Source organism: Granulicella pectinivorans (genome assembly GCF_900114625.1).
In the GTDB taxonomy this organism is placed as follows: Bacteria; Acidobacteriota; Terriglobia; order Terriglobales; family Acidobacteriaceae; genus Edaphobacter; species Edaphobacter pectinivorans.
The window spans coordinates 767952-790168 of record NZ_FOZL01000002.1 but is presented as its reverse complement, the minus strand read 5'-3'; the positions used below and the strand labels follow the sequence as shown (position 1 = coordinate 790168).

The following is a 22217-nucleotide window of genomic DNA, read 5'->3' as shown; positions in this document are numbered from 1 at the left end:
TGAGATTCTTTCACAATGCCGCCCAAACCAGTTCAAGAGCAGTTCGGACAAGCGATCATTGATGCTGTTGTAAAGTTTGCCGCTTCTGACATTGAAACACCGGTTCAGATACAGACTCAGCACCTCGCGCATGTAGGAAATGCGAATCTGAGGCAGAGGCTTTCCGAAGTCTTATATGGTGCTCGCTGGATTTATAAATTAGGCTTGGCACTTCTCGTCAAAAATGAGGAGCAAATGGCTCACGTCCGAATTTAAATTATTGATTATGCCGCCGTTTGCGAAGGCATTCTCTTTGACATGATCGATCATGCGATCGCTGGAAATTTGATGGCCGGGCAAAAGTGGAAGTATAAAGATCCAACAACGTCGAGGAGGCCAATTACTTGGACGGCCACTTCTAGAGCGAGAGAGATGGCTCATCTCAATCTCTTCTGGTATGCAACGGTAGCTCTGGATGAAGGTATTATCGGGCCATCATGTGAGAAGCAAATCCAATGGCTTCGAAAACAACGCAATAAGGTTCATGTACAAGGCGGATCCCTAGGTTCATATCTTGGTACTTCCATGAAGGCTTATCGTGCGGTGGGAGCGACGATTAATGACACAAAGCGATGGCGTCGGTCACACCCGTAGTATCCACGCTCCTCACAGACTGACTTATGAAGAATCTTGCCGCTTCCTTCAGTCAAAGCACCTTTTCCGCGAAGGCGATATCCCTCCGCTTCTGGATCGCCCGCCCCGATATGATGACGAAGTTCTCGGCGTTGATCTCTTCCGCTGGAACATCCAGGATTCGAAGCTAGAGAATCTCACCCTCCCAAGAACCTACATCGGCCGAAGCGAGTTCTCGCAATGCTCCTTCGCTGGCACTGACCTCAACGAATCCGTCGCCAACTGGAACGACTTCCTCGATGTCAGTTTCGTAGGCACTAATCTCACGAGCTTTGATATGCGAGCGTGTAACCATCAGCGCTCCGACTTTACTCGCGCTATCCTGCGTAATGCCGACCTGCGACTGTGCAATTTCGAAGACTGTCGCTTCGATGATGCTGACATGGCCGGGGCGAAGCTCACCCGGGAAGCCGCAGCCACACTCCTATTTTCCGAAGCGCAGCGGAACGTTATTGACTGGCAGGCAGACGATGGCCCCGAGCCCGACGGTGGATAGCCTATTGGCGGCAATTGCTAGAAAGTCATCGACTTTGAGGCCAAAGGACCTTCCTATACCTGCCCAGGGCGAAGCCCTGGGTTTACGGGTGCTAACGCCAGAGTGCTGAAAACCCGGCCAAATCCACGCATAAGCTTCCGATAAACTCTTTTCCAAGAACAATCCACCCTGAATGATTTACAAAGTGGAGATGCGAATCATCCCCGCCGTCGCCATCTTTCTGCTCATACCGGCAGCTCTTTCTCAGACCCCGAAAGACCCGGTCGAGAAGATACGGCAGGCCGTGAAGCTCAACACGCTGGACACTCCCGGCATGCAGCCATGGCACCTCCGCTTTGATTTTCAGACACACGATTTCGCCTCCGAGAAAGGCGCAAAGGGCACTCTCGAAGAGTGGTGGACTCCGGACGGATACCGCCTCGTCATCAGCAGTGATCGTTACAACGCCACGGAGGTTCGAAACACCGAAGGCCTCTTCCGCACCCCGCAGACGAACCCGGTGCCGTATGCGATCGGGGTGCTTCAATCCAACATCGTGCATCCGTTCTTCGGACTAGACCTCGACCACGCCAAGTTCGACGTACATCGCGAAGACTTCGCCAAGATCACGTTCGAGTGCTACTCGCTGCTCGGCGAACTGAAGGGCGGCCCCTCATTCGATCGTCGCTACCTGTTCCCGAAGTACTGCTTCCTCCCCTCCGAAGATGGCCTCCGGTTAACGGTGCAGCAGCGCGGGCAGACACTTCCCAGAAGCACTATTGGTGTGTTCCGCGATCATCGCGTGGCCGTCGACCTCGGTTTCGTCCTTCCCTACGAGGTGAACGCCCAGGCACATGTTACCGCTCTCAACGGGATACCCGTAGCGGAGGCGAAGTTGCAGGATGTCACGGGTCTCGTGAAGTCCGACCCCGCTCCCGCCATCATGAACGACGGCCTGCTCCGAAGCAGACTTCTCTATCGGCCAGACCCTGAATATCCTATGGCAGCCAAGACGGCACACATCGGCGGTACAGTCATCGTGTTGGCGACCATCGGAAAAGACGGTCTCGTCAAGAAGGTCGATCTAGTCAATTCCCGCAATGAATCCCTTACGGTCGCGTCCATCAATGCGGTGAAGGGATGGAAGTTCAAGCCAATTCTCGTGGACGGCGAAGCCGTCGAGGTCCACTTCTTGATACAGGTCAACTTCACCTTCGGTAGTGAGTAAGACATTTTCCAATGACGAACATGAGCAACAATGAACGACCCACTTAAAGTCATCCTCGATACCGCCGTACTCGTTGCTGCATTCCGGAGTCGGATCGGAGCCAGTAACGCAGTCCTTAGGCTCGCATTGCAAGGCGCCTTCAAAATGGGCGGGACCATAACCCTTTTCCTCGAGTACACAGAAGTCCTCCATCGGCCGGAACAACTTGCTGCCCATGGCATCTCTCCAAGCGAGATCACCAGAACTCTGGGCCTTTTGGCAGCAATCGCCGAACCGATTCCTTTATACTTTCGCTGGAGGCCGCAATTGCGGGATCCGAACGACGAGATGGTGCTAGATGCCGCAATCAACGGTAGAGTTGATGCAATTGTCACGCACAACGTCCGGGATTTTCTGCCAGAAGCGAGCCGCTTTAATATCCGCGTTCTGACGCCAGCCCAGTTCCTGAGTGAGGTCAAGCGATGAGCCAAGTCGAGCAGGGAATTCACATCCCGGAGTCTTTGAAGATCGAAGCCGTCCGTCTCGCCGAAAAAGACGGTGTATCGCTGGACGAGTGGGTCGCGGTCACGGTCGCGCAAAAGATTGGCGTGGTCGAAGAGGCATACGAATTCTTCCGTCGCCGGGCGCAGGATGCGGCCACCGTCGATGAAGCACTGGCAATCCTCGACAAGGCTCCCGACATACCGCCTATGCCCGGAGACGAGCTCCCTGAAGGCTGGAACTCCTCTCGCAAAAAATAATTCGCGGGCGAAACCCTCAAAAACCCCGGCAAATTCGCATGTCAAGCCCCAATCCGGCTCAACTCGCTCATTCCAAGCCGTTTACGCATGACCCACCAGTTCCCACAAAAGCGCCCAATAGAAATAAGAGGCTTTTGCAACGCATCCCGGCAGACTTCCCCCAGACAAGTCCAAACCTAACCCCTTATTCCGCCGTACTTTAGGCCTAAAAGGGGAGGGGGCCCCTCACTTCGAGATAAACTTCGAAGGCTTGAACCCATGCATCCGTAGAAACAGACAGCTCTGCACCTCCCGCCAGTCCCGCGTCCACTTGTCTGAGAACGTGTACTCCGGAGGCCACTCCGCCGCATCTGTCCGCCACTCGATCGGAAAGTGCGCCAGAATCCGCTCCGCACGCGGCAGGTGATACCAGTTGCTCACCACCTCGGCCGAGTGCCACCCGTTGGCCTTCATCATCTCGACCGTGTACCAGACATTCTGGATCGTGTCCTTGGCCTGCCCCTCGACGAGGACGTCGTCCGCCGGCACACCCTGCTGCACCGCGAACGTCTTCATCGATTCGCCCTCGACCCAGCCGTTATGCGCCGCTCCACCGCTCATCACCAGCCGCGGCGCGACACCCTTCTTCCACTCCCGCACCCCTTCGAGCACCCGCTCCCTCTGCTCGGGAGATGGGGTGCCGTCCATCTTCGAAGGCGTCCCCAGCACCAGAATCACGTCGAAGGTCTTCCTGGTCGTGTTGGACCGCGGCTCCATCCGCCACAGTGCAAACTCCCCCGCCACCACGGCGAGCCCGCCCACCAGCACAATCCCCAAAACCCACCGCACGATCCGCATGAGCACGATCCTAAATGGAATAATCGAGAGATGCCCCTGCCATCGACCGAAGCTGAAATCGACGCATTCCTCGCGGCCTTCGAAGGGGGCACGCTCCCTAAGGCCGAATGGACGCACGCAGCCCATCTCCTCACCGGTGCCTGTTACGTCCACGCCCTCGGCGCGGAGGCTGCGACGGTTGCCATGCGCACGCATGTTCGGAAGTTCAACGAGTCCGTCGGAGGCAGGAACACCCATACCAGCGGGTATCACGAGACCATTACGATCGCGTGGATCAAGCTCCTGGACGCACTTTGGCAGCGTGTGCAACCCATGGAGCGTCCAGCGTTTGCGGCTCACGCCATCGCCTTCTACGCGCCGAAGAAGGATCTCTTTGCCCGGCACTACGACTTCGACCTGCTCCAGAGTACGCCGGCCCGTCTTGGCTGGATCGAGCCTAATCTTGCTCCCTTGGAGACGTCGGCCCTGATAGACTAAAAGCTTGCGTGGCGAAGCTTGCTCCAGCGCACCCCAAGTTCAGACCTCGAAGGAAGACAACAACCCCGTGGATCAGCAGACCAAAGCAGCCCTCAAGCAGGACAACTTCATCGAAGTAACTGGAACCAGCATTCACTGGGCGAACGAAAATCGCCGTTCCGTCATCACGACCTCTGTGATTCTGCTGGTCGTCGTGCTCATCGCCGTTGGCTCGGTGACGATCTACAATCGCCGCTCGGAGGCTGCCGCGACCGACTTCGGTGCCGCGATGCAGGCGTACCAGACACCGCTCGCCGCCCCCGGCCAGCAGGTTCCTCCGGGAACCAAGACCTACTCCAGCGTGAACGAGCGCGCCAAGGCTGCCAACGAGCTCTTCAACCAGGTCGCCGATAAGTACTCGATGACGCCTTCGGGCAAGCTGGCTCACTACTTCTCCGGCCTTACCTACATGGAGGAAGGACAGAACCAGTCCGCCGAGGATGCGCTGAAGTCGGTCGCGAACGGCTGGAACAAGGATCTCGGCGGTCTCGCCAAGCTCTCGCTGGCGCAGCTCTACCACCAGACCGGCCGAGATCAGTTGGCCGTCGACACCTATAACGACCTTGTGGCGAAGCCAACGTCGACGGTTCCTTCGGGCATCGCCCAGCTTCAGCTTGCGGAGCTTTACCAGGCGGAGAACAAGCCAGCCGAAGCTCGCAAGATCTACGCGCAGCTCTCGGACAAGGACGCCAAGGGAGCTGCCGGCGCAATTGCCAAGCAGAAGCTGAACCCGAACGCAGCGCCCCAGATGCAGCAGTAACAATCGCTTGTTACGAAGGATGGCCCAGGGCTTACGCCCTGGGCTTTTTGCTTGTGCCGGTCTAGTGCTCGTGCGGTTCTTCCACCAACACCTCGGCTATCTTCACCTCACCGCGTGCCGCAGCCAGACGATCCTTCGTGAGCACCGCCTCGGCCTGCTCGCGGAGCCGGTTGATGACGACCCACTGGTCTTTCGCGTTCGGTTCGGCGACCCAACCGGGCAGACCCATGCCGAGATATTCGGCGAGCGCCTGCGCATGGGGCTCGTAGAGCCTGCGCATGGCGAGGAGGCGCACGGTGGAGGCCTCGTCTCCACAGAGGCGGATGCCTGCGTCGCCGAGCGAGTCGCAGAGACGGTCGAAGCCTCCGCTCCCAAGGCGGTCGATGCATCCTTCCTCGAGAATTTGCCGGGTGCGCTTTTCCTGGTGGAAGACGTGGCCCATGTCGATGAGCGCGTGGCGCGCCATGGCAAAGGTCAACTGAGCCTGCCGCGAGGCTGGACCCTCAATGACGGCGATGAGAAGCGCGCACGCATCGAGGACAGCGACCATGGCCGCGAGCCAGCTTTGATTGTCGTGTTGCGACCGGTAGTAGCAAAGAATCGGATAGGAGATGTGGGACTCGAGAATCTCCGCCGACCAGCGCTCCCAGGACGCGAGCAGGACGATCAGTGCATCGTTTCCGCTGTCAAAGTGATGCCTGCGGAGAAGTTCGGCTGCTGTTGGCGGCGAGCCTGCGCGGGCGTCAAGCAGGGCAATATCCACCTCGCGACGGGAAAATGCCTGATAGAGCACGGGCAGGTATCCGATGACGAGCGCCATGAAGCCCAGGCCGGTACCGGATTCGGCCACAACCACAGCACGCGCGATCGTCGAGAGGGGCACTACGTCTCCCAGACCAAGCGTGAAGATGGTCGTGCCGCTGACGTAGAGGTCGGTCCGATAGGACGCCAGCAGACTGCCCCCCATTGGGTCCTTGAAAGGAGATCCGAGCCCGTTGTAGATGAAGGCGAATCCCGCGACGAGCACAAGTGCCCATACGCCGAGCAGCATCAGCAGTGAGATGGGGCCGTAGATGCTGTAGAACTGCTCGCGCGCCGCCTTGTGGCTGACACGCCGGGCGATGAACGACCATGGTCCCCAGGTACAGAGGTAGAAGAGACGGGTAATCCGAAAGCGGCCAGAAGGCCGCCGGGGCAGGATGATGGTCTGGAATACGTCCAGGTACACCGCCAGGCAGAAGACGATACCAAGAATGAAAGCCAGATCGCGCAGAACGGAACCTCGTGGCTGGGGACGGGTGTCGCTTCACCCCCGGCTGATTGTCACCTTATCAGAGGGGCATTCCTCCCGCTCCCCACAAGAGGCACCGCTCCGGGATCGCGATGAGTTCCGTAAGCGCTGGCACTGTCCGAAAATCGCCCAAAGCTCCGAATTATGCGAAATGTTCGTTTTTCTACGCAACGAAACCATAGATGATGGGGTCAGAAAAGTCATGGAGTCTACGGTGCAGCGCATTCTCGTGGTCGACGATGAGGTTTTGATAGCGGATACGCTGAGCCTCATCTTCCGGAAACATGGCTTCGACGCTCGCGTCGCCTATTCGGGCGAGGAGGCTCTGGACTGCGCGTACGACTTCCAGCCGCAGCTTCTGCTGTGCGATATCTCGATGCCCGGGATGGGTGGTCTGCAACTGATGGACGACATTGCCCGCGACCTGCCGCGATGCCGGATCCTGGTGCTGACCGGCTACTACTCGCATCTGGATAAGGTTCGTGCCCAGGCTCAGATGCTGGCTTGTCCGGCGCCGGTGCTCATCAAGCCATGCAATCCGCAGGACATTTTGCGGGAGGCCGGGAATATGCTCGCGATCGCCTAAGCTGTTCACCGGCGAACACCCCCGCACGCTTCTGGACATATTCGGGCACACAGAACCCGCGAACAGAGCCACTTTTGACTTGGTCCTGCGATTGCATGTTGATCTTGCATCGTTTCCAACGACAGGGGGAGAGTTCCATGGCCAACTTCGAACGCATCCGCGATATCGTCACCGCACCCTTCAGCCAGCAGATTCTCAACGAACGCACGGCAGCGGGATGGCAACTGGTCTCGCTTGAATGGAGGCGCGAATTGCCTGCCGATGAGCAGCCCACCGGTGGAGCCTTCAACGAGAACATCCCTTACGGTCTGCGTATCGCGGACGATTGCAGCCGGCTGGAGGTCGATCCTGTCGAGCAGCAGGCCATGACGCTGATGATGGAGCTGCTGGTGCAGGACTTTTCGTACTCCGCCATCGTCAGCGACTTGAACGAGAAGGGCTTCCGCACCCGTTCGGGGCAGCCCTGGAGCCGTATTGCGGTGTTCAACATGATGCCGCGGCTGATCGAGATTGGGCCGCGCCTGTTCTCATCCGAGGAGTGGGAGAGCCGGCGCTACAAGCTCAACCGGATGATCTAGTTCCGCGGGACGGGCGCTCTGCTGCAGGGAGCCCATCCCGGCGGCACCAGATGCTAGACTCGCCAAGTATGGCCGAGAACGAATCATCGCCGCCGACCCTTGCCAGCCTGCGTCTCGGAGCAAGGTCCAGGCGGAAGAAGGCTCCTGAGACGACGCTCAGCCTCTTCGATCCGCCGCCAGCGCCGAAGAAAAGCAGGGAACCGGTGCCGGTGAAGGAAGCCCCCGTTGAGCCTGCGGTCTGGACCGTCCAGACGCTGGTCAGCGAGATTCGGCAGCGCGTCGAGGGCAAGTACGCCGATCTGTGGGTGGCGGGGGAGATCTCAAACCTGCGTCCTGCCCCCTCCGGCCATGTGTATTTCACGCTCAAGGATCGCGATGCGCAGTTGCCGGTGGTGCTGTTCCGGCGGCAGGCGCAGCTTCTGCGTTTTCGGGCCAAGGATGGTGACGAGGTTCACGTGCGCGGCCGCGTCTCGGTCTATGAGAGCCGGGGGCAGCTTCAACTCATCGCCGAGACGATGGAACTGCGCGGTGCGGGCGCGCTCCAGCTCGCGTTTGACCGGCTTAAGGCCAGGCTGCTTGCGGAGGGCTTGTTCGAAGCGGCGCGCAAGAGGCCGCTCCCGGCATTCCCGAAGTGCATCGGGCTGATTACGTCGCCCTCGGGAGCTGTGCTGCAGGACATTCTGCGGATTGGGCGCCGTCGGCATGCTGCGCTGAATCTGCTGATCTATCCGGCGGCAATGCAGGGTGTGAACTGTGCGGGGCAGGTCGCGGCTGGCGTGCGTTGGTTCAACCGCAACCCGGGCCGGGTGGACCTTATCCTGATCGCGCGTGGTGGAGGTTCGGCGGAGGATCTGGCGGGCTTTAACGACGAGGCGCTGGCCCGGACGATTGCGGGCTCGGCGCTTCCGGTGGTCTCGGCGGTTGGTCACGAGACTGACTTCACGATCGCCGACTTTGTCGCTGATCTGCGGGCTCCGACGCCTTCGGCTGCGGCGGAGATCATCACAGCCGCACAGCACCGTGTGGAGGAGAGGCTGGAGTCGCTCTCCAGGCGAGCGCGGAGGGCGATCCGGTACCATCTGCTCGACCTGCGGCAGCGCTATGCGCGGCTCTCGGCGGAGCAGGTTTTGGCGCGTCTGCGCGATTCCGTCCTGCGGCGCGACCAGCGAATCGACGATCTGCGTTTCCGGCTGGAGTCTGCTTCCGAGCGTCGGCTACGGGTTGCGGGGCAGCGATTGGCGACTCTGTCGGCGCGTTTGCACCGGCAGGACCTGCGCGTGCGGTTGGCCCGGGCAGGATTGCGGCTGGAGGCAGCCAACGCATCGCTGGCCCGCGCATCCAAACTGATCATCACCCGCCGCGAAACCCAACTCACACACGCCACGGTCCGCCTACAGGCGCTGTCGCCGCTTGCGGTGCTCGACCGCGGGTACGCCCTCGTATACTCGGCGGAGGGAGTTCTGCTCCGCAACGCCAACGAAACAAAGCTTGGGGAACAGATTCGGGCACGCCTCGCCATCGGCGCGGTCAGCGCCACCGTTACGGAGAACAGCAAACCATGAAGAAGCTCTTCGGCACCGACGGCATCCGCGCCGTCGCGGGCCAGCCGCCACTCGACCAGACAACCGTCTACGCCATCGGCCTTGCACTGGCCAAATCGCTGGGTGAGGCTCCCCGCATTCTGATCGGACAGGACACCCGCGAGTCCTCGGATTGGATTGCCGCTACGCTGACGTCCGGCCTGACCCAGGGAGGAGCGACGGTGGAGAGCGCGGGCGTCATTACAACTCCTGCGATTGCGTTTTTGACGGCAAAGCATGGCTTCGCAGCAGGGATCGTCATCTCGGCATCGCACAATCCCTGGGAAGACAACGGTATCAAGCTTTTCGGCCCCGACGGCTACAAGCTCCCCGATGTGACCGAGTTGAGGATCGAAGACGAAATCTTTCGTCAGCTTGCGGCGAAGACCGCGGTCGCCGACCACTCTGCGCCGCCGTCGATCAACGAGTCCGACCGGGCCGAGTATATCCAGTTTCTGCTGGCTTCGGTGCCGGGGCTTTCGCTCGACAACCAGCGGATCGTAATCGACTGTGCCAATGGAGCCGCTTCGGCGGTCGCGCCGCAGCTCTTCGCGGATCTTGGCGGCGAGGTCATCATTACCCACGCCTCGCCCAACGGACGGAATATCAACGAGCACTGCGGCGCGCTGCACCCCAAGGTGGTGGCGGAAGAGGTCGTGAAGCATAAGGCCTCAATGGGGATCACGTTCGACGGGGATGCCGACCGGGCGCTGTTCGCCGATGAGCATGGCAATGTGGTGAATGGGGATGCTGTGCTTCTGTTGGCTGCACGCGATCTCCAGGCGCGTGGGCTGTTGGCGCACTCGACTGTTGTCGCCACGACGATGTCGAACATGGGGCTGGAAGCTGCGCTGAAGCGCTCCGAAATCAAGATGTTACGAGCCCCGGTGGGCGACAAATATGTGCTGGAGCAGATGCAGTCGATGGGGGCTTCGCTGGGCGGTGAGCAGTCCGGACACATCATCTTTACCGGACGGTCGACGACCGGGGACGGACTGCTCACAGGGCTGCTGCTGCTCGATATTCTGCATCGGGCAGGCAAGTCGCTTGCCGAATTGCTGGCCGACCTGAAGACCTTCCCGCAGGTCATCCTGAACGTGAAGGTCCGGGAGAAAAAGCCTCTCGAGACCATTCCCTCAGTCGCCGAGGCAATCGCCGCCGCCGAAGAGGCTCTGGCCGATTCGGGGCGAGTGGTCATCCGTTACTCCGGCACCGAAGCGCTGGCGAGGGTGATGATCGAGGCTGAGTCTGAACCGCTGATGCGGCTCCATGCTGAGGCTATCGCGGGAGCTATTCGCGCGGAGATCGGGATCTAAGACGCCTGAGAACGAACGGGTGCCTGAGAGCCGTTTCTCCCGCGCGGCTACTTCTTCCCGAACTTTCCTTCAAACTGCATCACCAACGTGTGCACTACAGCCGGCCAGCTCATATCGGGCTGGCCGGTGTAGGTTTCGGCCCAGACCAGGTTGCCGCGCTTTCCGTCGGTTCCGGGCGCGTATACGCGAATGGATCCCAGTTCGATCCCGGCCGGCCCGACCTCCACGCCACTCGTGTCGCGTTGCACCACCAGGATCGTCAGATCGCCTGCCGCACCCACGGTTTTGCCCATCTTTACCAGCATCTCGCGCAACTGGGCGGCGGCCATTTTGTCGCGCGGGCTCGCTTCGACGGTCACGGTCCCGGCGCTCCGCCAGAGCGGCGTAAACTCCGCCTGATTGCAGGTATACGTCTGTTTGTCCAGCACGCAACCCTCGTTCACCTGGGCTGATGCCGCCCCCGTACTCACCAGCATGCCAGCCAGCAACAGGGTCCGTCCCATCCATCCAAAAACCATCGTTTCTCTCCTTATGGAGCTCGGAAGTGTCTCTTCCAGTATGATGTCGCCAGACCCCCAGCAGATAACCGGAGCCTCCATGTTAGCCCTTCGCGCCGTTGCCACAGCCTTGCTTGTCACTCTCCCCCTTAGCGCTCAAACTGCACCCGATTGGAACGCCCGCGGCGCCGCCTGGTGGTCGCATGTCCAGTACCTCGCCGACGACAAACTACAAGGGCGTCTTCCCGGAACGCCAGGCTTCGAGCTTGCGACACAGTATGTGGTGGATCATTTCAAGGAGATCGGTCTCAAGCCGGCGGGTGCACCGGACTCGTACCTCCAGCCCATCACCTTCCACTCCCTCAAGCTGAACTCCTCCAAGTCGACCGTGGAACTGGTCTCCCCCTCCGGCCCCACACAGCTTGCCGTCGGTAAGGATATTCTCCCCTCCGCGCACGTGGCCCCCGGCCCGCTTGAGGCTTCGCTGGTTTTTATCGGCTATGGCCTGCGCCTGCCCGTCAAGCACATGGATGACTATGCCGGGCTCGATCTTCATGGCAAGGTGGTGGTCTTCTACAACGGGGCTCCCGCCCGCCTGCAAGGCCCGCTGCGCGCTTATTCCCGCATGCCGGGCCAGCGTTGGAAGGCCTTGAAGGCGGCGGGAGCGATCGGCATGATCGCGATCACACCGCCACGTCCTCTGCCCGGTCCTGCGCCGGTAGTCGACCCCAATGCCCCCAAGCCTGGGGCACGTCCCGTCGCCGCGCCTCCGGCGCGTCCCACGATCGTGATCGCCGACCCGGCTCTGGACACGCTCGCCGGTATTCGTTTCAACGCCTCCATGACGCCTGCCACCGCCGACAAGATCCTTGCGCCCTCCGGCCATACCCTTGCCGAGCTGCAGCCCCTGATCGATGCGGGCAAGCCGCTTCCGGCGTTCGACATGAAGACGACGCTCAAAGCCACCACGGTTGCCGATGAGAACCCGCCCATCCAGACGCACAATGTCGTTGGCCTGCTGGAGGGTTCGGACCCGAAGCTGAAGAGGGAGTATATCGTCATCAGCGCTCACCTCGACCATCTCGGCGTGGGCCGCCCGGTCAACGGGGATGCGATCTACAACGGCGCCATGGACAACGCCTCGGGTGTCGCTGCTGTCATCGAGACTGCGAAGCTCCTCGCCGCAGGCCCACGCCCCAAGCGGTCCATCCTCTTCATTGCCCTCACCGGCGAGGAGATGGGAGAGCTCGGCTCGGCTTATTTTGCGGCCAAACCGACGGTGCCCAAGCAGGAGATCGTTGCTGATCTCAACATGGATATGTTCCTCCCGCTCTTCCCGCTCCGCTACCTGGAGGTGCAGGGTCTGGGAGAGTCCACTCTTGGCAACGATGCACGCGCCATCGGTCAGTTGAACGACATCGAAGTCCAGTTCGAGAAACAGCCGGAGGAGAACCGCTTCATCCGCTCCGACCAGGTGAACTTTGTCGCTCAAAACATTCCGGCGCTGGCCTTTAAGTTTGGATGGACGCCGGACTCTCCCGAGATGAAGACCTTCAACGACTGGGTCAAGGTCCGTTACCACCAGCCGTCGGACGATCTGGAGCAGCCTATCGACAAGGAGGCTGCGGCGCAGTTCGTCAGCTACCTCTCGCAGCTTGCTATGCGCGTGGCCAATACGACGACTCGTCCAAGCTGGTATCCAGAGAGTTCCTTCGCGCACCAGTAGTGTGCTCAAGCCCCTTCATTGCGGTTTCGCGGCAGAGGAGGGGCATTTGCTTCCTGTAACATTCATCTCCCCTGGGCGTCTCGTTACAATCGAAACGTAGTCTTCCTGGGAGAAACGACGCTTGCAGAAAGCCACGATGCAGTCTCCGGGCTCACCCAGGCGTTCAGTTTTTCTTCTTGCGCTGGTGTTTCTGCTTCCCATGGCCTCCGCTCAAACTCCGATGCAACCTGCCAGGATGCCGGCAAAGAAGCTCTACATGCAGCGGGGCAAGATCAAGTCTCTCAGCCCGAAAGAGATTGTTCTCGAAGCCGTGGATACTCCATCTACGACCTTTCTCCTGACGCCGACCACCGAGAACGGTTCCCTCAAGCTCGGGGAACTGGTCCAGATCACGTTTACGATGAGCGGCGATCTCAAGATCGCTCACACGATCGCGGAGATCGTTGCGACGCCCATCCGTCTGCCTCGAGGCGCGACTGGCCGCACCCTTCGAGCTGAAACGCCGCTGGGCACACCACGAGCCACCACATCCAGCAAGACTCCAGGTACATCCACTGCGGTCAACCTCCCTCAAGGTACCGTACGTCAGGATGGCTCCTCTATCTCGGACGTCGACATGCCGACAGGCGCTGGCCACCCAGCGCCCATCTCGGCGGCACCAATCTCGCTCGCCGCGGACGAGTCTCAGCTTATCCACATGCGTGCGCCAGAGATCCACCAGTCCGGCGTCAGCAACCCTATCCGACTGGCCATTCTGGACTTTCAGCCTGAGTCCGCCGCTGATGTGAGCCCCAGTCGTATCTCCGACCGCCTGGAGAGCTTACTTCACAACGATGGTCTCTTTTCGCTCCTCGATCGCAGCAAATTTCCATCTCCTTTCCCGACCGAACTGTCCGATCCGAAGGCGATTCTCGAACTCGCTCAAACCCTGGATCATCCCGATGCCATACTCGTTGGGGAGATCAAGGAAGAGATTCCGGATCACGCCCAGTCCGACGGTTCACGCCGCCACAGGATTCAGGCCGTTTTCCCTACGATCGTCCTCGAAGGCCGCCTCTACGACGCCCATACCGGCAAGCTTCTCGGAACGCCGAAGGGAATGGGAGGAGGCTCCCAAGACCGCGCCGATGACCGCACCTCGCCCATCCTCCGCGCTGTGCGGGACGCTGTCGAATCGCTGGCTGCCTCGATCGACCCCGAGTATCCCTCACTGCTCGATCCACGCACCTTTGCTACCGTCGTCTCGGTCGAGCCCAACCGCATGACGGTCGCGTTCCCTGGCAGGCCCTCCGTCCAGGCCGGCAATCACCTCCAGATTGGGCATCCCAACTGGTTCACCCGTGACCCTGCCACCGGGAACATAACCGCTGTTTCCACTGAGCCTCTTGGTACCTTCATCGTCACGACTCTCGAAAGGTCCGAAGCCTCCGGCACCTACCAGGGGACAGCTCCCGCCCCGGGGCAGACCATTCGACTCTCCCGCTAAATCCTTTGCTTCCTTACCGCATCTATTGGGTGAGTGAAGGAGATTTCAATGGATCTGCAATTGAAGGGCAAGAAAGCGATTGTGACAGGCGGTACCGCGGGCATCGGCTTTGCGATCGCACGCGTACTGATCGAAGAGGGTGTCGAAGTCACTATCCCCGGCCGCGGCGGCAAGAAGCTGAGTGAGGCCGTGGCAACACTCGGGCCTTCCGCCATCGCCATCGAGGCCGACCTGGGCACCGCCGCCGGCGCCGCTACGCTCATTGAGCGCGTTCCCTCGACCGACATTCTCATCAACAACCTCGGGATCTATGAGCCCATCCCGTTCGCCGAGATCACCGATGAGAAGTGGTTGAAGATCTTCGAGGTGAATGTCCTCTCTGGCGTGCGTCTCGCGCGTCACTACTTTCCGCAGATGCTCGCGAAAAAGTCTGGACGCGTGATCTTTATCTCCAGCGAATCCGCCATCATGACACCCGCCGAGATGGTGCATTACGGCATGACCAAGACCGCGCAGCTTGCGATCGCGCGCGGCCTTGCCGAGCAGACCAGAGGCACCGCTGTTACTGTCAACTCGATCCTGCCGGGACCCACGCGGTCTGCAGGAATCGTCGGCTTCCTGAAGAGCATCTCCTCAGACCCGAACGCGACCACCGAGCAGGCCGAGGCCGAGTTCTTCGAGAAGCACCGCAGCAGTTCACTGCTTCAGCGCCTTATCGAAGACCGCGAGATCGCGACGCTGGCGGCTTACATCGCCAGTCCGCTCTCCGCCGCGACTAACGGAGCATCCCTGCGTGCCGAGGGTGGTTTGCTGAAGTCGATTGCCTAAAGCAGATGGCCCATGTCTCAGTGCTGAGACATGGGCTTTCACTAGACAAACAACGTAAATACGGGCGAATTCAACGGCACGGTTTGGACCGGCCCGGTCAGTTTGCCGGTATGTTCGTCCACCTTGAAGACGGTGAGCGTGGCTGAGTCCTGGTTGCCACAGACGATCCAACCCTGATTTGGGGTCAGCGTAAAGTGACGCGGACCCTTGCCTCCGCAGGAGATGCGCTGCACGAACGTCAGATCGCCCGAATCCTGGTTGATCGAGAAGACGACCAGCGTATCCTCGCCTCGATTTGAGGCATAGAGGAAGTAGCCGTTCGAGGCAATCTGGATCTCCGCGGCGGTATTCTTTGACGCCGGGAATCCATCCGCGAGCAGCTTGACCGTTGTGGTCGTCTCAACCAGCATCGCCTGGCTCTCGCCCACCTTGTGGTGCGTGGTCTGCCAGAGAAAGCGGTCGATTGTCGAGTCTACCTCGTTGATCGAGTAGACCCAGCGGCCGTTGGGGTGAAAGGCGATGTGACGGGGGCCGGAGCCTGGATGATTATTGGTGAAGCGATGCGGCTCCATCTCACCCATCTGGGCCGTCGTCGGATCGATGGGGAAGACATCGATAGAGTCATGTCCGAGGTCATTTACCAGCAGGAAGCGGTTGTCGGGCGAGAGCATCGTCGAGTGCGGATGCGGTCCCGACTGACGCGAAGCATTTGGGCCGTTTTCGCCGAACCGCGCCGTATCGTGAAAGTCCAGCGTTTCAACGGGTTCGCTCAGCGTGCCGTCGTCGTGAATCTTGTAGCTTGAAACCGTGCCGCCGCCGTAGTTTGCCACATAGGCAGAGCCGCCAGTCGAATCGACCGAGATATAACAGGGGCCGACCCCACCGGAAGATACCAGGTTCAGCATCGTCAAGGCGCCGCTCTTGGTATCGACCGAGTAGCTGCCCACGCGCGAACTCGCCACATCCGTTCCAGCCGCTACGGAGTACAGAACACGCTTTCCGTTCTTCTGTGGGCCAAGGGCGAAGAACGTCGGCCGCACCATGGGCGCAGCGAGCATGGGAGTGGTCATTTTGCCGGTCGCTTCATCAAAGCGCGCCTGGTAGATTCCCTTGCTTACGCCTCGCGACGTATCGGTGCCAATGTAGACCAGCAGGGGGCCTTGCGGAACAATCTTTCTGCGCTTCGGGAAGTGAGGCAGAAAGTCCTGCGCCACCATGGCGTGCGCACCCGCCAGAGCTGCCGGAAGGGCAGCAAGAAACTTGCGTCGGTTCATTCGTCCGTCCATTGGTCTGTCCCTTCGTTCTTCAGGGGAAGCCGCAGCGTCAGTTCGCGGTCGGAATGTTGTCCGAAGGGTGCTTTGGTGTCGTTGCTGAAACTGGAATCTTCACGTTGTCGGCGGGCAGACGGCCCATGAGGGTCTCTGGCTGCACGTTGTCGTTGATGACCGGGAGAGAAGGCAGCTCCGAGGTGTGTCCCACCTCTTTCACTACGGCCTGCGCGTGTTCCAGTACCTCTTCGACGGTCATCGTGTACATCTCGCGGCCATTGTCGTAGCCGGAGCCGATGATGCTCTTCAGATACCGTCCCGCGGCCTGCGCTGCGAGATAGTCGGTGATGACGTGGCCGGTCGTGCGCTTCATCTCCACCCACGCCATGTTCGGCATCGCAATCCAAACGGGCTTGTGATTAACGGCAAACCGGATGTCGGTTGCATCCGCGTGGCGCGTCGCAATGGCGACGATGGTGCCCTTCCAGACGCAATGCAGCTCTTCGCCCGTCCAATGATCGGCTATCGTGAAGTCTTCATACATACGATTAGCTTAGAGCAGCGCACGGAGCAGGGCAAGCTCCGACCCAATGCAAAAAGGGCTTCGGCGCGGGAAACAATCTCCGGCTGAAGCCCTCTGTGCGTTCGTTGGTTCTTTACTCGTCGTAGTGCAACAGGCTGAACACGTCGTACTCTTGCAGCTTGGAAGCGCCCTTCAGGAAGTCAAGCTCGATCGCAAAACCTAGGCCCGCGATCTCGCCACCGAGTTGGCGTACGAGCTGCACGGTCGCCTGCATCGTCCCGCCGGTCGCGAGCAGATCGTCGACGATGATGACACGCTGGCCGGGCTGGATCGCGTCCAGGTGAATCTCCAGTGCATCGGAGCCGTATTCCAGGTCATAGTTGACCCGAGCTACCGGAGCCGGCAGCTTGCCAGGCTTGCGCACCGGTACAAAGCCGGCGTTCAGCCGGTAGGCCAGGGCAGGCCCAAAGATGAAGCCGCGTGCCTCGATGCCGAGGACCAGGTCGATCTCCTTTCCGATGTAGTAGGCGGCAAAGGCGTCGATCAACTGCGCAAAGCCGGTTTTATCCTTCAGCAGGGTGGTGATGTCGTAGAACAGGATTCCCGGTTTGGGGAAGTCGGGCACCGTGCGGATCAGTTCCTTCAGCGGCTCACAGTTGATTTGCGTCATTACCAGGCTCCTTCAATCTCAAACGGTCCAAGCCGCTCTGCTTCTTCGTCGGCTATCTCATGCTTCACAATTGCGTCCACACGGCTTCCACGCGAACCTTTGCGCAGAGCCGCTTCCAACTCGACGATATCCTGATCGTCACCAGCCGCACAGACTTCAACGTGGCCTTCGTCGGTGTTACGCACCCAGCCGCGCAGACCGATCTCCGCTGCTTCGCGCTGGACGAACCAGCGGAAACCGACACCCTGCACACGGCCTTTGACCAAATAGTGGCGGACCATTAGGCGCGGCTCATGTAGGCGCCTTCCGCCGTATCCACCCGAATCTTCTCGCCCTCGTTGATGAAGGGAGGCACCTGCACGACGAGACCTGTCTCGGTCTTGGCCGGCTTGGTGACGGAAGAAGCGGTCGCCGAACGGATACCCGGCTCGGTTTCCATGACGGTCATGACGACTGCAGTCGGCAGCTCAATACCAACTGCCTTTCCATCGTGGAAGCTGACCTCAATCATGAGGTTCGGCGTCAGGTAGTCCACCGTGTCGCCCAGCATGTCACGCTTCAGCATCGTCTGCTCGTAGGCTTCGTCCATGAAGTAATAGTCGTCGCCGTCGTTGTACAGGAATTCCATCTTGATCTCGTCGACGATGACGCGGTCGATCGGATCCGGGGAGCGGAAGCGCTCCGTGAACATCGCGCCCGTACGGATATGGCGCAGCTTGGCCTGGATGAAGGCGCGCAGGTTTCCGGGAGTGCGATGCTCAACCGAAAAAACCATGTGCAGGTCGCCCTTGTAGTTGATGACCATGCCTGGGCGCATCTGGGTTGCTGGAATCGACATAAAGAAAAATCCTCTTGACCAAAAAGTTTTGAAATCCGGGTGCTGGCAAAGCCGCCACCATCGCAACATCCCACGTACGCACGGGAGAGGCAGAAGAGCTTCGCAACCCTACGATTGTAGCGCAGTCAGTCCGGGCTACCGCCAAAGATGCGCTTGAAGAAGTGGCCGATGGCATGAGCGAATCCATGCGGTTTTTCCGGCGCGGGCGGCGTTGCGGTGGCTGGAGCCGTGGCAGGCAGCGGCGCTCCACTGCCCTCGAAGCTGAGGTTCGCGGCGACCTGCGTGTGGGTTACGCCGGGCTCGGACTGTGGAACCTCGGGCGTAGCCGTCAAACCCGCGCTCTCTGCCGCAGGGAAGGGATGGGTCGCGGCAACGTCGCCCGTTCCTGCTTTGTCGTTTGCGGGGCTCAGAGAGGCCTCGGCGAGAGACATGGTGCGTGGTGGGCATCCGCAGGGTGACGACTCATGGTCGACGACTTCGCGCAGATTGCCGTGCTCGAAGAGAACGTGCTGTCCGGCGTGCAGCTCGTAGGTGGCCTCTCCGAAGGAGTCCGAGAGCACCAGCGTTGGAGCGTTTGCGCCGCGGTGCTCCACGCAGGTGTCCCCGTTGCGTGTCACGCGCAGACGCAGATCGAGCGGGCCTCCGCCCTTGACGGAAAACCGGATATCCGGCGTGAGCACAGCATCGTTTGCGGACGCATTCATCTTCACTTCAATCGCCCCACGGTCGAGCGCAAGCATTAGAGGAGCGCTTCCCGCGTTCGCGGTGCCTGAGGAAAGATGCAGGCCGCTCGTCTGGCAGATGGTCACTGTCCCGCCACGTTCGAGCGCTACCTCCGCGGCATGATCGCGGGCCGTGACGCTGCTCGATCCGACCAGAAGCGCGCGCCCGCCCGTGACCTCGAGCGTTCCGGCAACGGTTGCGTCCTGCATCGCCACGGATCCGATCTTCTGCTGACCAAAGGACGCGCAGCTTACCGCGAGCAGCGCCATCGTGCAGGCGGTCTTCATGGCTAGCCCTTGAGTCCAAGAAAGTTGGCGATGATGGTTTTTCCGTGGGTCGTCAGGACGCTCTCGGGGTGGAACTGCACTCCCTCGATAGGTAGTTCGCGGTGCCGCAGAGCCATGATGGTCTCGCCGTCCGCTGTACGTGCCGACACCTCAAGCTCCGCGGGGAACTCCTCCTCGCTGACGATCAGCGAGTGGTAGCGGGTGCAGGTCATCGCCGAAGGCACGCCGGAGAAGATGGTTCTGCCGTCGTGCTCCACTTCACTCGTCTTGCCATGCATGAGCCTGGGTGCGCGAATCACCTTGCCGCCAAACGCCGCTCCGATGGACTGATGCCCGAGGCAGACGCCAAGGATCGGCACCCTTTTGCCGCCGTTTGCCGCCAGATCCGCGAAGTGCTGGATCAGGCCGATCGAAATACCGGCATCTTCCGGCGTGCAGGGGCCGGGCGAGATCAGGATGCGGTCAGGATTCAGCGTTTCGACCTCTTCCGGCGTCAGCTCGTCGTTGCGCTTGATGACCATCTCTGCGCCGAGCTCACCCATGTACTGCACGAGGTTGTAGGTGAAGGAGTCGTAGTTGTCCAGAACGAAGACCATACTTTATGGTAACGCCTCCCTCGCACCGAGTCCGAGAACTCGTGCGGGCAGACGGGCGGGCAAGTATCGCAACCCGATATGATTCTGGTATGAGCGATGTGGCACAGCGGTTGAAGGATCTGGCTGAGTTTCGGTATCAGGTGCGGAGATTTATCGGGTTCAGCGAGGCTGCTTCGGAGGTGGATGGCGTATCGGGGCAGCAGTACCAGATGCTGCAGGTCGTCGGAGCGGCGGAGACCCGGGCCACCATCTCATACATTGCGGAGCGGATGGTGCTTCGGCACAACTCGGCCGTGGAGCTGGTCGATCGTGCGGTGAAGGCTGGGGTAGCGCGGCGGGTGGCGGATGAGTCGGACCATCGGCGATCGGTGGTGGAGATGACGGACAAGGGGCGAGAGGTGTTGATGCGTCTCGTCGAAGAGCACGTCGCGGAATTGAAGCGAGTGGGGCCCGAGATTGTGCGAGCTCTGGATGCGGTGGTGGGTCAATGACAGACGGGAATTCTATTTTCGACCGCGGGAAGGGCCCGCGCTCCGCGGCCCCTTCCGGCGGTGCTCGTCCTACTTCGTCGTCAGCGCCTTGAGGTAGAGATACTCGAACTCCACGCCCTTGTAGAAGTCCTCGACGCGGATGCGTTCATCGCGGCCGTGCGCCCGGTCGTCATCGCGGTCGATGCCCATGCCGCTGAAGCCGTAGCTCGGGATGCCGGCGTTCATGGTGTAGATTGAGTCGCTGGCGCCAGTCTCCATGCGGGGGATGATGGGGATGCCCGGCCAGAGTTCATGGGTGACCTTCGTGAGGGGTTCGAAGACCTCGGGAAGCGGTGCCGGGGGTGCCATGGACTTACGGTCGGAGCCCCGGTCCGAGAGGTCGCCCGCATCGGACTTGTACTGGACTTTGAGCGATGGGTCGGCGAAGATGCGGACCAGTTCGAGGCGGATCTCCTCCTGCGAGTGGCCGGGAAAGATGCGGCAGTTGACGTTGGCGGAGGCTGCTCCTGGAAGGGCGTTTGGAGCGTGGCCACCGTTGATCATCGTGGCCACGCAGGTGGTATGGAGGAGCGAGTTATAGGTAATGTCTTCGGACAGACGCGCCGCCGCGGCTGGGTCGGGCGTTGGACCAGAGACGAGTTTGAGGTCGGCCGAAGTCTGGCCCTTTTGCAGAGGCGCGGATGCTGCGAAGTAGGCGCGCGTGACCTCATTGGTTTCGAGCGGGAAGGGTGAGTGCTCCAGGCGGATAAGGGCCTCGGCGAGGTGGTAGATGGCGTTGTCCTTGCGGGGCAGGGAGGAGTGACCACCGGGATTGGTGGCGGAGACGACATAGTCGGCGTAGAGTTTTTCGGTCGCTTCGACGCCCATGCTCAAGGCGCGGCCTTTTTCGAGCTCCGGGCCGCCGGAGTCTGGATTGAGGGCGAAGGCCGCGTCGACGAGGTCGCGGTGGTTGGTCAGGAGCCAGTCGACACCATTGGATTTGCCGCCCTCTTCGTCTGCGGTGAGGGCTAGGATGATATCGCGGTCGGGGGTGTAGTGTTCGCGGCGCAGGCGGATGAAGGCGTCGACGACGGCCGCGTCGGAGTCCTTCATGTCCTGGGTGCCGCGTCCGTAGAAGTAGCCGTCTTTCTCGATGAACTGGAAGGGGTCGGTGGTCCAGTCGGAGCGTTTGGCCTCGACGACGTCGATGTGGCAGATGATGAGGATGGGCTTGAGGGTGCTGCCGGGGGTGCCGCGGTAGCGGGCGACGAGGTTGCGCTTGTGGTCGTTAGGGCCACCGACAAAGAGGTCGGCGGCGGGGAAGCCAGCATCAAGGAGGCGCTTTTGCACGGCCTCGGCGGCGAGGGAGACGTTGCCGACGGAGTCGGTGGTGTTGATTTCGACGAGTTGCTGGAAGAGTTCGCGGGCGAGGGGGCGCTCGGTGGCAGGGAGGGGGGACTGGGCCGCGAGGGATGCGGCGAGGAGGAGCGGCAGGAGGGCGGCGGCGATGCGGTTCGCGGGCATGAGGCGAGTGTAAAGGACAGGTGGCTCATCGAACCACTCATGCCATGAGACGCCGGTTACGCCTTCCGGGAAACGAGAGCAGAATTGAAGGCGGGTGACTTGTAGCTGTGAAATCTCCATGGCTTCGTATTGTCCCTGTAGGTCGCGGAACGGTGCGAGACGATGTCGCTTTCCGGCAGACCAATGTAGTTTTGCGGGATTG

The 22217-nt window shown here is 60.6% G+C and carries 26 protein-coding genes; 15 read left to right on the top strand and 11 right to left on the bottom strand.

Annotated elements, in window-relative coordinates:
- Positions 1 to 15 precede the first annotated feature (15 nt).
- The 5 genes from BM400_RS22245 to BM400_RS21245 all read left to right on the top strand — a co-directional run bounded on the left by BM400_RS22245 (position 16) and on the right by BM400_RS21245 (position 3115).
- Complete coding sequence (locus BM400_RS22245) at positions 16 to 255, top strand: hypothetical protein (protein WP_089843770.1); 240 nt, start codon at positions 16 to 18, stop codon at positions 253 to 255.
- Between the two features lie 343 nt (positions 256 to 598).
- Positions 599 to 1168 (top strand): pentapeptide repeat-containing protein, encoded by a 570-nt coding sequence (locus BM400_RS21260; RefSeq protein WP_089843767.1) that lies wholly within the window; start codon positions 599 to 601, stop codon positions 1166 to 1168.
- Between the two features lie 190 nt (positions 1169 to 1358).
- A complete protein-coding gene (locus tag BM400_RS21255) occupies positions 1359 to 2375 on the top strand; it encodes an energy transducer TonB (protein WP_175529187.1) in 1017 nt (338 codons plus the stop codon).
- 30 nt (positions 2376 to 2405) lie between these two features.
- Entirely contained in the window at positions 2406 to 2840 is a 435-nt protein-coding gene (locus BM400_RS21250; protein ID WP_089843760.1) for a putative toxin-antitoxin system toxin component, PIN family, read from the top strand.
- On the top strand, positions 2837 to 3115 hold the full coding sequence (locus BM400_RS21245) for a hypothetical protein (RefSeq protein ID WP_089843758.1): 279 nt from the start codon (positions 2837 to 2839) through the stop codon (positions 3113 to 3115). The genes BM400_RS21250 and BM400_RS21245 overlap by 4 nt, the downstream gene beginning before the upstream one ends.
- A 225-nt stretch (positions 3116 to 3340) precedes the next feature.
- Here the strand turns inward: BM400_RS21245 and BM400_RS21240 are convergent, their stop codons facing one another.
- Positions 3341 to 3952, bottom strand: a complete 612-nt coding sequence (locus BM400_RS21240) for a YdcF family protein (protein ID WP_089843754.1) — start codon at positions 3950 to 3952, stop codon at positions 3341 to 3343.
- 30 nt (positions 3953 to 3982) lie between these two features.
- On the opposite strand from BM400_RS21240, the gene BM400_RS21235 reads away from it, so the two are divergent.
- Positions 3983 to 4429 carry a hypothetical protein gene (locus tag BM400_RS21235; protein WP_089843751.1) on the top strand — a complete coding sequence of 149 codons (447 nt, stop codon included), beginning with the start codon at positions 3983 to 3985 and terminating at the stop codon, positions 4427 to 4429.
- A 4-nt stretch (positions 4430 to 4433) separates the two neighbouring features.
- Positions 4434 to 5228, top strand: a complete 795-nt coding sequence (locus tag BM400_RS21230; RefSeq protein WP_245782074.1) for a tetratricopeptide repeat protein — start codon at positions 4434 to 4436, stop codon at positions 5226 to 5228.
- 61 nt (positions 5229 to 5289) lie between these two features.
- Here BM400_RS21230 and BM400_RS21225 read toward each other — a convergent pair whose 3' ends face one another.
- Entirely contained in the window at positions 5290 to 6456 is a 1167-nt protein-coding gene (locus tag BM400_RS21225; RefSeq protein WP_245782073.1) for a potassium channel family protein, read from the bottom strand.
- Positions 6457 to 6733: 277 nt separating this feature from the next.
- Between BM400_RS21225 and BM400_RS21220 the strand changes: the two genes are divergently transcribed.
- From BM400_RS21220 to glmM, 4 genes are all read left to right on the top strand, one after another.
- Positions 6734 to 7105, top strand: a complete 372-nt coding sequence (locus tag BM400_RS21220) for a response regulator (protein ID WP_089844049.1) — start codon at positions 6734 to 6736, stop codon at positions 7103 to 7105.
- Positions 7106 to 7242: 137 nt separating this feature from the next.
- Complete coding sequence (locus BM400_RS21215) at positions 7243 to 7683, top strand: recombinase family protein (RefSeq protein WP_089843747.1); 441 nt, start codon at positions 7243 to 7245, stop codon at positions 7681 to 7683.
- Positions 7684 to 7751: 68 nt separating this feature from the next.
- On the top strand, positions 7752 to 9245 hold the full coding sequence (xseA, locus tag BM400_RS21210) for an exodeoxyribonuclease VII large subunit (protein ID WP_089843745.1): 1494 nt from the start codon (positions 7752 to 7754) through the stop codon (positions 9243 to 9245).
- The gene (glmM, locus tag BM400_RS21205; protein WP_089843742.1) at positions 9242 to 10579 is read left to right on the top strand and encodes a phosphoglucosamine mutase; all 1338 of its coding nucleotides are present in this window, start codon (positions 9242 to 9244) and stop codon (positions 10577 to 10579) included. Before xseA ends, glmM begins: the two co-directional genes overlap by 4 nt.
- A gap of 47 nt (positions 10580 to 10626) precedes the next feature.
- Here glmM and BM400_RS21200 read toward each other — a convergent pair whose 3' ends face one another.
- Positions 10627 to 11097, bottom strand: a complete 471-nt coding sequence (locus BM400_RS21200; protein WP_089843739.1) for a hypothetical protein — start codon at positions 11095 to 11097, stop codon at positions 10627 to 10629.
- Between the two features lie 79 nt (positions 11098 to 11176).
- Between BM400_RS21200 and BM400_RS21195 the strand changes: the two genes are divergently transcribed.
- The 3 genes from BM400_RS21195 (at position 11177) to BM400_RS21185 (ending at position 15116) form a co-directional block, all read left to right on the top strand.
- Positions 11177 to 12802 carry a M28 family peptidase gene (locus tag BM400_RS21195; protein ID WP_089843736.1) on the top strand — a complete coding sequence of 542 codons (1626 nt, stop codon included), beginning with the start codon at positions 11177 to 11179 and terminating at the stop codon, positions 12800 to 12802.
- 220 nt (positions 12803 to 13022) lie between these two features.
- Positions 13023 to 14288 carry a hypothetical protein gene (locus tag BM400_RS21190; protein ID WP_175529186.1) on the top strand — a complete coding sequence of 422 codons (1266 nt, stop codon included), beginning with the start codon at positions 13023 to 13025 and terminating at the stop codon, positions 14286 to 14288.
- A gap of 48 nt (positions 14289 to 14336) precedes the next feature.
- On the top strand, positions 14337 to 15116 hold the full coding sequence (locus tag BM400_RS21185) for an SDR family NAD(P)-dependent oxidoreductase (protein WP_089843730.1): 780 nt from the start codon (positions 14337 to 14339) through the stop codon (positions 15114 to 15116).
- A 41-nt stretch (positions 15117 to 15157) separates the two neighbouring features.
- Here the strand turns inward: BM400_RS21185 and BM400_RS21180 are convergent, their stop codons facing one another.
- From BM400_RS21180 to BM400_RS21150, 7 genes are all read right to left on the bottom strand, one after another.
- Positions 15158 to 16390: a lactonase family protein gene (locus BM400_RS21180; protein ID WP_175529185.1), complete on the bottom strand. Its 1233-nt coding sequence runs from the start codon at positions 16388 to 16390 to the stop codon at positions 15158 to 15160.
- Between the two features lie 49 nt (positions 16391 to 16439).
- A complete protein-coding gene (locus BM400_RS21175; protein WP_245782072.1) occupies positions 16440 to 16928 on the bottom strand; it encodes a hypothetical protein in 489 nt (162 codons plus the stop codon).
- A gap of 112 nt (positions 16929 to 17040) precedes the next feature.
- Entirely contained in the window at positions 17041 to 17577 is a 537-nt protein-coding gene (locus BM400_RS21170) for an adenine phosphoribosyltransferase (protein ID WP_089843724.1), read from the bottom strand.
- Positions 17577 to 17858, bottom strand: coding sequence for an acylphosphatase (locus tag BM400_RS21165; protein ID WP_089843721.1), 282 nt, complete (start codon positions 17856 to 17858; stop codon positions 17577 to 17579). The genes BM400_RS21170 and BM400_RS21165 overlap by 1 nt, the downstream gene beginning before the upstream one ends.
- Positions 17858 to 18415, bottom strand: a complete 558-nt coding sequence (gene efp / locus BM400_RS21160) for an elongation factor P (RefSeq protein WP_089843717.1) — start codon at positions 18413 to 18415, stop codon at positions 17858 to 17860. Before efp ends, BM400_RS21165 begins: the two co-directional genes overlap by 1 nt.
- 125 nt (positions 18416 to 18540) lie before the next feature.
- Complete coding sequence (locus tag BM400_RS21155) at positions 18541 to 19425, bottom strand: hypothetical protein (RefSeq protein WP_089843714.1); 885 nt, start codon at positions 19423 to 19425, stop codon at positions 18541 to 18543.
- A 2-nt stretch (positions 19426 to 19427) separates the two neighbouring features.
- Positions 19428 to 20021, bottom strand: coding sequence for an anthranilate synthase component II (locus BM400_RS21150; RefSeq protein WP_089843711.1), 594 nt, complete (start codon positions 20019 to 20021; stop codon positions 19428 to 19430).
- An 89-nt stretch (positions 20022 to 20110) separates the two neighbouring features.
- Between BM400_RS21150 and BM400_RS21145 the strand changes: the two genes are divergently transcribed.
- Positions 20111 to 20512, top strand: coding sequence for a MarR family winged helix-turn-helix transcriptional regulator (locus BM400_RS21145; protein ID WP_089843709.1), 402 nt, complete (start codon positions 20111 to 20113; stop codon positions 20510 to 20512).
- 69 nt (positions 20513 to 20581) lie between these two features.
- Here the strand turns inward: BM400_RS21145 and BM400_RS21140 are convergent, their stop codons facing one another.
- Positions 20582 to 22015: a M20/M25/M40 family metallo-hydrolase gene (locus BM400_RS21140; protein WP_089843706.1), complete on the bottom strand. Its 1434-nt coding sequence runs from the start codon at positions 22013 to 22015 to the stop codon at positions 20582 to 20584.
- Positions 22016 to 22217: the final 202 nt, after the last annotated feature.

What these genes read in the sequence shown, in the direction of transcription:
- BM400_RS22245 (WP_089843770.1), top strand. Translation starts at nt 16, where the DNA reads ATGCCGCCCAAACCAGTTCAAGAGCAGTTCGGACAAGCGATCATTGAT.
- BM400_RS21260 (WP_089843767.1), top strand. Translation starts at nt 599, where the DNA reads ATGACACAAAGCGATGGCGTCGGTCACACCCGTAGTATCCACGCTCCT.
- BM400_RS21255 (WP_175529187.1), top strand. Translation starts at nt 1,359, where the DNA reads ATGCGAATCATCCCCGCCGTCGCCATCTTTCTGCTCATACCGGCAGCT.
- BM400_RS21250 (WP_089843760.1), top strand. Translation starts at nt 2,406, where the DNA reads ATGAACGACCCACTTAAAGTCATCCTCGATACCGCCGTACTCGTTGCT.
- BM400_RS21245 (WP_089843758.1), top strand. Translation starts at nt 2,837, where the DNA reads ATGAGCCAAGTCGAGCAGGGAATTCACATCCCGGAGTCTTTGAAGATC.
- BM400_RS21240 (WP_089843754.1), bottom strand. Translation starts at nt 3,952, where the DNA reads ATGCGGATCGTGCGGTGGGTTTTGGGGATTGTGCTGGTGGGCGGGCTC.
- BM400_RS21235 (WP_089843751.1), top strand. Translation starts at nt 3,983, where the DNA reads ATGCCCCTGCCATCGACCGAAGCTGAAATCGACGCATTCCTCGCGGCC.
- BM400_RS21215 (WP_089843747.1), top strand. Translation starts at nt 7,243, where the DNA reads ATGGCCAACTTCGAACGCATCCGCGATATCGTCACCGCACCCTTCAGC.
- xseA (WP_089843745.1), top strand. Translation starts at nt 7,752, where the DNA reads ATGGCCGAGAACGAATCATCGCCGCCGACCCTTGCCAGCCTGCGTCTC.
- glmM (WP_089843742.1), top strand. Translation starts at nt 9,242, where the DNA reads ATGAAGAAGCTCTTCGGCACCGACGGCATCCGCGCCGTCGCGGGCCAG.
- BM400_RS21200 (WP_089843739.1), bottom strand. Translation starts at nt 11,097, where the DNA reads ATGGTTTTTGGATGGATGGGACGGACCCTGTTGCTGGCTGGCATGCTG.
- BM400_RS21195 (WP_089843736.1), top strand. Translation starts at nt 11,177, where the DNA reads ATGTTAGCCCTTCGCGCCGTTGCCACAGCCTTGCTTGTCACTCTCCCC.
- BM400_RS21190 (WP_175529186.1), top strand. Translation starts at nt 13,023, where the DNA reads ATGCAACCTGCCAGGATGCCGGCAAAGAAGCTCTACATGCAGCGGGGC.
- BM400_RS21185 (WP_089843730.1), top strand. Translation starts at nt 14,337, where the DNA reads ATGGATCTGCAATTGAAGGGCAAGAAAGCGATTGTGACAGGCGGTACC.
- BM400_RS21180 (WP_175529185.1), bottom strand. Translation starts at nt 16,390, where the DNA reads ATGAACCGACGCAAGTTTCTTGCTGCCCTTCCGGCAGCTCTGGCGGGT.
- BM400_RS21175 (WP_245782072.1), bottom strand. Translation starts at nt 16,928, where the DNA reads ATGTATGAAGACTTCACGATAGCCGATCATTGGACGGGCGAAGAGCTG.
- BM400_RS21170 (WP_089843724.1), bottom strand. Translation starts at nt 17,577, where the DNA reads ATGACGCAAATCAACTGTGAGCCGCTGAAGGAACTGATCCGCACGGTG.
- BM400_RS21165 (WP_089843721.1), bottom strand. Translation starts at nt 17,858, where the DNA reads ATGGTCCGCCACTATTTGGTCAAAGGCCGTGTGCAGGGTGTCGGTTTC.
- efp (WP_089843717.1), bottom strand. Translation starts at nt 18,415, where the DNA reads ATGTCGATTCCAGCAACCCAGATGCGCCCAGGCATGGTCATCAACTAC.
- BM400_RS21155 (WP_089843714.1), bottom strand. Translation starts at nt 19,425, where the DNA reads ATGAAGACCGCCTGCACGATGGCGCTGCTCGCGGTAAGCTGCGCGTCC.
- BM400_RS21150 (WP_089843711.1), bottom strand. Translation starts at nt 20,021, where the DNA reads ATGGTCTTCGTTCTGGACAACTACGACTCCTTCACCTACAACCTCGTG.
- BM400_RS21145 (WP_089843709.1), top strand. Translation starts at nt 20,111, where the DNA reads ATGAGCGATGTGGCACAGCGGTTGAAGGATCTGGCTGAGTTTCGGTAT.
- BM400_RS21140 (WP_089843706.1), bottom strand. Translation starts at nt 22,015, where the DNA reads ATGCCCGCGAACCGCATCGCCGCCGCCCTCCTGCCGCTCCTCCTCGCC.